This is a genomic window from Gilliamella sp. Pas-s25, from assembly GCF_009795885.1.
In the GTDB taxonomy this organism is placed as follows: domain Bacteria; phylum Pseudomonadota; class Gammaproteobacteria; order Enterobacterales; family Orbaceae; genus Gilliamella.
The window spans coordinates 38902-45945 of record NZ_WTEV01000022.1 but is presented as its reverse complement, the minus strand read 5'-3'; the positions used below and the strand labels follow the sequence as shown (position 1 = coordinate 45945).

Genomic DNA, 7044 nt, shown 5'->3' with positions numbered 1-7044 from the left:
TTACCACGGTGTGGTTCATGACTGGGGTGAAGTCGTAACAAGGTAACCGTAGGGGAACCTGCGGTTGGATCACCTCCTTACGAAGTGCTTGTAAGTGTTCACACAGATTGTTTGTTTAGAAGAGAAATAATTAAGTCCCCTTCGTCTAGAGGCCTAGGACATCGCCCTTTCACGGCGGTAACAGGGGTTCGAATCCCCTAGGGGACGCCATAATAAGTGATGAAGTTATTTCTCAAAAAAAATTATGTTTGTATTTACTTATATTTGTTGTTAAGTGAATAGAAAGATAAAGCTCTTTAACAATTAGGAACAAGCTGAAAGAAACGAGTTCTCGTTCTTGTGTGAAGCTTTTATTGAGTTATTTAATTAAACGTTAGCGATAACGTTTAGTTGGATTGAATTGATAAAGGTTGAGGCATAAAGAAAGAGAAGAAAGCGTAATTAAAACCAAGACAACTGTGAGTTGTAAGGTTAAGAAATTAAGCGTACACGGTGGATGCCTAGGCAATCAGAGGCGAAGAAGGACGTGTTAATCTGCGAAAAGCGACGGTGAGCTGATAAAAAGCGCAATAGCCGTCGATGTCCGAATGGGGAAACCCAGTGTAGGCGACTACACTATCATATAATGAATCCATAGTTATATGAGGCGAACCGGGAGAACTGAAACATCTAAGTACCCCGAGGAAAAGAAATCAACCGAGATTCCCTAAGTAGCGGCGAGCGAAAGGGGAGGAGCCCAAGCGGGTAGCATATAGTATTAGTGGAAGCGTCTGGAAAGTCGCACGATAGAGGGTGAAAGTCCCGTACACGAAGGTGCGATATGTGGAAGCTTATAGAGTAGGGCGGGACACGTGATATCCTGTCTGAAGAAGGGGGGACCATCCTCCAAGGCTAAATACTCCTGATTGACCGATAGTGAACCAGTACCGTGAGGGAAAGGCGAAAAGAACCCCGGGAGGGGAGTGAAATAGACCCTGAAACCGTGTACGTACAATCAGTGGGAGCTGCTGCCGTAGGGTAGTAGTGACTGCGTACCTTTTGTATAATGGGTCAGCGACTTATATTCTGTAGCAAGGTTAACCGAATAGGGGAGCCGAAGGGAAACCGAGTATTAACTGTGCATTAAGTTGCAGGGTATAGACCCGAAACCCGGTGATCTAGCCATGGGCAGGTTGAAGGTTGGTTAACACTAACTGGAGGACCGAACCGACTAATGTTGAAAAATTAGCGGATGACCTGTGGCTGGGGGTGAAAGGCCAATCAAACCGGGAGATAGCTGGTTCTCCCCGAAAGCTATTTAGGTAGCGCCTCATGAGTAACTGTTGGGGGTAGAGCACTGTTTCGGCTAGGGGGCCATCCCGGCTTACCAACCCGATGCAAACTCCGAATACTGACAAGTTTAATCATGGGAGACACACGGCGGGTGCTAACGTTCGTCGTGAAGAGGGAAACAACCCAGACCGCCAGCTAAGGTCCCAAAGTCATAGTTAAGTGGGAAACGAAGTGGGAAGGCTTAGACAGCTAGGATGTTGGCTTAGAAGCAGCCATCATTTAAAGAAAGCGTAATAGCTCACTAGTCGAGTCGGCCTGCGCGGAAGATGTAACGGGGCTAAAACTATGCACCGAAGCTGCGGCAGTGCACGTAAGTGTATTGGGTAGGGGAGCGTTCTGTAAGCCGTAGAAGGTGTGTTGTGAGGCATGCTGGAGGTATCAGAAGTGCGAATGCTGACATAAGTAACGATAAAGCGGGTGAAAAGCCCGCTCGCCGGAAGACCAAGGGTTCCTGTCCAACGTTAATCGGGGCAGGGTGAGTCGACCCCTAAGGAGAGGCCGAAGGGCGTATCTGATGGGAAACGGGTTAATATTCCCGTACTGGCTATAACTGCGATGGGGTGACGAAGAAGGCTAGGTTTACCACCTATTGGATGGTGGGTTAAGCATGTAGGCGTGTGATTAGGCAAATCCGGTCACTGAGACGCTGAGGTGTGATGACGAGCTGCTAAGGCAGTGAAGTAATTGATGCCCTGCTTCCAGGAAAATCCTCTAAGCTTCAGGTTATAGTTAATCGTACCCGAAACCGACACAGGTGGTCAGGTAGAGAATACTCAGGCGCTTGAGAGAACTCGGGTGAAGGAACTAGGCAAAATGGTGCCGTAACTTCGGGAGAAGGCACGCTGATGGTAATTGAAATCCCATGCGGATGTAGGTGAAGTCAGTCGAAGATACCAGCTGGCTGCAACTGTTTAATAAAAACACAGCACTGTGCAAACACGAAAGTGGACGTATACGGTGTGACGCCTGCCCGGTGCTGGAAGGTTAATTGATGGGGTTATGCGTAAGCAGAAGCTCTTGATCGAAGCCCCAGTAAACGGCGGCCGTAACTATAACGGTCCTAAGGTAGCGAAATTCCTTGTCGGGTAAGTTCCGACCTGCACGAATGGCGTAATGATGGCCAGGCTGTCTCCACCCGAGACTCAGTGAAATTGAACTTGCCGTGAAGATGCGGTGTACCCGTGGCAAGACGGAAAGACCCCGTGAACCTTTACTATAGCTTGACAGTGAACATTGAGCCTTAATGTGTAGGATAGGTGGGAGGCAAAGAAGCATGCACGCCAGTGTGTGTGGAGTCGACCTTGAAATACCACCCTTTAATGTTTGATGTTCTAACCTATACTTCTGAATCGAGGTAAGGGACACTGTCTGGTGGGTAGTTTGACTGGGGCGGTCTCCTCCCAAAGAGTAACGGAGGAGCACGAAGGTTAGCTAATCCTGGTCGGACATCAGGAGGTTAGTGCAATGGCAAAAGCTAGCTTGACTGCGAGAGTGACGGCTCGAGCAGGTACGAAAGTAGGTCATAGTGATCCGGTGGTTCTGAATGGAAGGGCCATCGCTCAACGGATAAAAGGTACTCCGGGGATAACAGGCTGATACCGCCCAAGAGTTCATATCGACGGCGGTGTTTGGCACCTCGATGTCGGCTCATCACATCCTGGGGCTGAAGTAGGTCCCAAGGGTACGGCTGTTCGCCGTTTAAAGTGGTACGCGAGCTGGGTTTAGAACGTCGTGAGACAGTTCGGTCCCTATCTGCCATGGGCGTAGGAAAATTGAGAGGGTTTGCTTCTAGTACGAGAGGACCGAAGTGAACGCACCGCTGGTGTTCGGGTTGTGATGCCAATTGCATTGCCCGGTAGCTACGTGCGGAATAGATAAGTGCTGAAAGCATCTAAGCACGAAACTAGCCTCGAGATGAGTTTTCCCTGAAGAGATTCAGTAAGGTCCGTTTGAGACTAAGACGTAGATAGGTCAGGTGTGTAAGTGTAGTGATACATTGAGCTAACTGATACTAATGAACCGAGAGTCTTAACCTTACAACTCGGAGTTGTTTTGGAATTATGCGAGAGATTGTATAAAAGTTGATATAACAGTTTGTTCCGGATTGAGGAATTGAAGATGAAGCGTTATAATAAGCGTAATGCTTTATTGAGATAGAAGAAGAGAAGACAGGATATGTCTGGCGGTAATAGCGCGGTGGTCCCACCTGACCCCATGCCGAACTCAGAAGTGAAACGCCGTAGTGCCGATGGTAGTGTGGGTATTACCCATGTGAGAGTAGGGTGCCGCCAGACTTTTAAATTAGAGAGAGCCCAGCAGAGATGCTGGGCTTTTTTGCTTTTGTGGTTTTATTTTATTATATAAATGGTAAAAAATACCCGAAATGAACACGTTAATAGCTTTTAATAAACCGTTTAATGTGACGAGTCAATTTTCAGCACATGAAAAATATCAGACATTAAAAGAGTTTATAAACTTACCTAAATTTTACCCGGCTGGGCGGTTAGATACCGATAGTGAAGGATTATTATTGTTAACCAGCGATGGAAAATTACAAGCAAAAATCAGTTCACCAAAGTTTAAATTGCCAAAAACTTATTGGGTACAAGTTGAAGGCCTTATTACTCAACAGGCTATAGATAAACTTAGATCTGGTGTGCAATTAAAAGAATTTGTTACACAGCCAGCCACAGTCACTTTTCTTGATGAACCATTGCAGTTATGGCACAGAGTACCTCCTATTAGAGAACGCAAAACAATACCAACTTCATGGATAAGTATTACAATCTCAGAAGGAAAAAATCGACAAGTTAGAAGAATGTGTGCTGCTGTCGGTTTTCCCTGTTTACGACTAGTGCGTGTGCAGATCGGCAAGTATAATCTATTTACTCACCAGTTACCATTAAGTGAATGGCGATTTATCACAACTCGAGATCTTTATTTGTAATCAGTATTGTTGATTGGTTATAGATCACGAAATATTTCTTTTTTAATTTTTTTAAAAGATCGAATGCATTGGGCTTTATTCTAAAATAAGATACAATGATCTTTAAATGATCATGGGATAAATTATTTATGATTGAACAAAAAAAAGAAGGGTTTTTCTCCCGTTTAAAAAAAGGTCTTTTCAAGACTAAACAGAATATTGGATCTGGTTTTTTAAGTCTATTTAAAGGAAAAAAGATCGATGATGCCTTATTTGAAGAGCTAGAAGAACAGTTACTTATTGCTGATGTGGGTTTTGATACAACGCAAAAAATTATAGACAACCTAACAAAACAAGCATCAAGAAAAGAGTTAAAAGATGCAGATGCATTACATGTGCTTTTAAAACAAGAAATGAAATCTATTTTGGATGGAGTTGATAAACCTCTTGATATTAATAGCCATAATCCATTTGTTATCTTAATGGTTGGTGTTAACGGCGTAGGTAAAACAACGACAATTGGTAAATTAGCTCGTCAATTTCAACAACAAGGTAAATCGGTTATGCTTGCTGCTGGTGATACTTTTCGTGCTGCCGCTGTTGAACAGTTGCAAGTGTGGGGAGAACGTAATCACATTCCTGTTATTGCACAGCATACTAATGCAGATTCAGCTTCTGTCATTTTTGATGCAATACAGGCGGCGAAAGCAAAAAAAATAGATATATTAATAGCTGATACCGCAGGTCGTTTACAAAATAAGTCTCATTTAATGGATGAGTTGAAAAAAATAGTACGAGTAATTAAGAAGCAAGATGAAACTGCTCCTCATGAAATCATGTTAACCATTGATGCGGGTACCGGTCAAAATGCGATTAGTCAAACTAAACTATTTAATGAAGCTGTCGGTGTAACAGGAATGACATTGACCAAATTAGATGGTACAGCAAAAGGTGGTATCATTTTTAGTGTTGCAGATCAGTTTAATATCCCTATACGCTATATAGGCGTTGGTGAAAAAATTGAAGACTTAAGGCCTTTTGTTGCTGATGACTTTATAAATGCCTTATTTGATGAAACAGATGAATAGAGAAAAGCCATGATAGAATTTCAGCGTGTAAGTAAAGTTTATTCTGGTGGTAAACCGGCATTACAGAATATAAACTTTACTCTATCATCTGGAGAAATGGCATTTTTAACAGGGCATTCTGGCGCGGGTAAAAGTACTTTACTGCGGTTAATCTGTGGTTTAGAGAAAGCCAATGATGGTAAAGTATTACTAAATGGTACTAATGTTTCAAACCTAAAAAAACAAGATATGCCATTTTTACGTCGCACTATAGGCATGGTATTTCAAGATCATCAGTTATTAATGGATCATACCGTCTATGATAATGTTGCGATCCCATTAATCATTTTAGGTAAACCAGCTGAAGAAATTCGCAGGCGGGTTTCAGCATCATTGGATAAAGTCGGATTGATAAATAAAATGAAATTTTATCCTATACAGTTATCTGGTGGAGAACAGCAACGAGTGGGTATAGCTCGTGCAATTGTTAATCATCCTAGTGTCTTGCTTGCTGATGAGCCGACCGGTAATTTAGACGATAAGCTTTCCAAAGATATCTTAAAGCTTTTTGAAGAGTTTAATCGGTCAGGTGTAACTGTTTTGATGGCAACGCACAATATGGGGCTTATTCGTCGCAAGCATCATAGAATACTGCATTTAAATCAAGGGCGTTTAGAGATAAAAAATTGATGCGTAATACCACTACCAAATCTACTAAATTGAAAGAAACGAAAAATACTTTTTTGTCTCGTTGGAAAAGGCAAATTAGTTATGCTTGGCGCAATGCCTTTAATGATTTTACTCAACATCTTTTAGCATCATTACTGACTATTTTTGTTATTGCGATTTCTATTACGCTACCAACCATTAGTTATTTACTTTGGAAAAATACCAATCAGGCTGCACATCAATGGTATCCAACGCCTAATTTAACTGTTTATATCAATAAAGAATTAACTTCGGAGCAAACTACAGAATTGTTGGCCAAACTCAAATCTTACCCTGAGATTGATAGCGTTGATTATCTTTCTCGAGATGAAACAAAAGAGGAATTTAGAACATGGTCTGGATTCAGTAGCGCATTAGATTTATTAGATGAAAATCCACTACCGGCAGTAGCCATTGTTATGCCTAAAGAAGAAGCGAAAAAAACAACTATATTGCATCGGTTACAATCTGAATTACTTAATCTTGATGGCATAGATGATATAAAGTTAGACGATAGTTGGTTTACTCGATTAACTGCGTTAACGAATATGGTTAAATCTGTTTTTTGGATTATTTCAGTATTTATGATTATTGCTGTGTCACTTGTAATCGGTAATAGTATTCGCTTAAATATTTTTGCTAGAAAACAAACTATAATTGTTATGCAATTAATTGGCGCAACAGAAGGTTTTATTTTACGTCCTTTTTTATATAGTGGAATTTTTATTGGTTTTGTTAGTTCTATTGTTTCGTTGGTGTTATCGGAAATATTTATCTTTCAAATAGAATCAATTATATTGAATGTTTCTGATGCTTTTGGGACAATGATTTATATTGAAGGATTATTGTGGGATGAAAGCTTATTAATTATCTTTATTACTATCATTATTGGATGGCTTTCCTCGCTTGTTGCGACTAAAAAATATTTAAAAATGACACAAATTACCTAGCTATTTCGACGTAACTAATTAAAATATATATTAGTTTTAATAAGCGCTGATCCTAGCAAGA

At 41.4% G+C, this 7044-nt stretch carries 3 protein-coding genes, 1 tRNA gene, 3 rRNA genes and 1 pseudogene; all 8 read left to right on the top strand.

Annotation, left to right across the window (positions count from 1 at the left end; all coding sequences use genetic code 11):
- A 16S ribosomal RNA gene (locus tag GQ593_RS10100) occupies positions 1-80 on the top strand; the annotation flags it as partial.
- A gap of 54 nt (positions 81-134) precedes the next feature.
- A tRNA-Glu gene (locus GQ593_RS10095) sits at positions 135-210 on the top strand.
- A gap of 259 nt (positions 211-469) precedes the next feature.
- Positions 470-3368 (top strand): 23S ribosomal RNA (locus tag GQ593_RS10090).
- A gap of 142 nt (positions 3369-3510) precedes the next feature.
- Positions 3511-3626 (top strand): 5S ribosomal RNA (rrf, locus tag GQ593_RS10085).
- Between the two features lie 89 nt (positions 3627-3715).
- Complete coding sequence (locus tag GQ593_RS10080; RefSeq protein ID WP_160431904.1) at positions 3716-4279, top strand: pseudouridine synthase; 564 nt, start codon at positions 3716-3718, stop codon at positions 4277-4279.
- Between the two features lie 143 nt (positions 4280-4422).
- Positions 4423-5346 (top strand): annotated as a pseudogene (gene ftsY, locus GQ593_RS10075) (signal recognition particle-docking protein FtsY); the annotation flags it as partial.
- A gap of 9 nt (positions 5347-5355) precedes the next feature.
- Positions 5356-6015: a cell division ATP-binding protein FtsE gene (ftsE, locus tag GQ593_RS10070; RefSeq protein ID WP_160431903.1), complete on the top strand. Its 660-nt coding sequence runs from the start codon at positions 5356-5358 to the stop codon at positions 6013-6015.
- Positions 6015-6983 carry a permease-like cell division protein FtsX gene (gene ftsX, locus GQ593_RS10065; protein WP_160431902.1) on the top strand — a complete coding sequence of 323 codons (969 nt, stop codon included), beginning with the start codon at positions 6015-6017 and terminating at the stop codon, positions 6981-6983. The genes ftsE and ftsX overlap by 1 nt, the downstream gene beginning before the upstream one ends.
- Positions 6984-7044: the final 61 nt, after the last annotated feature.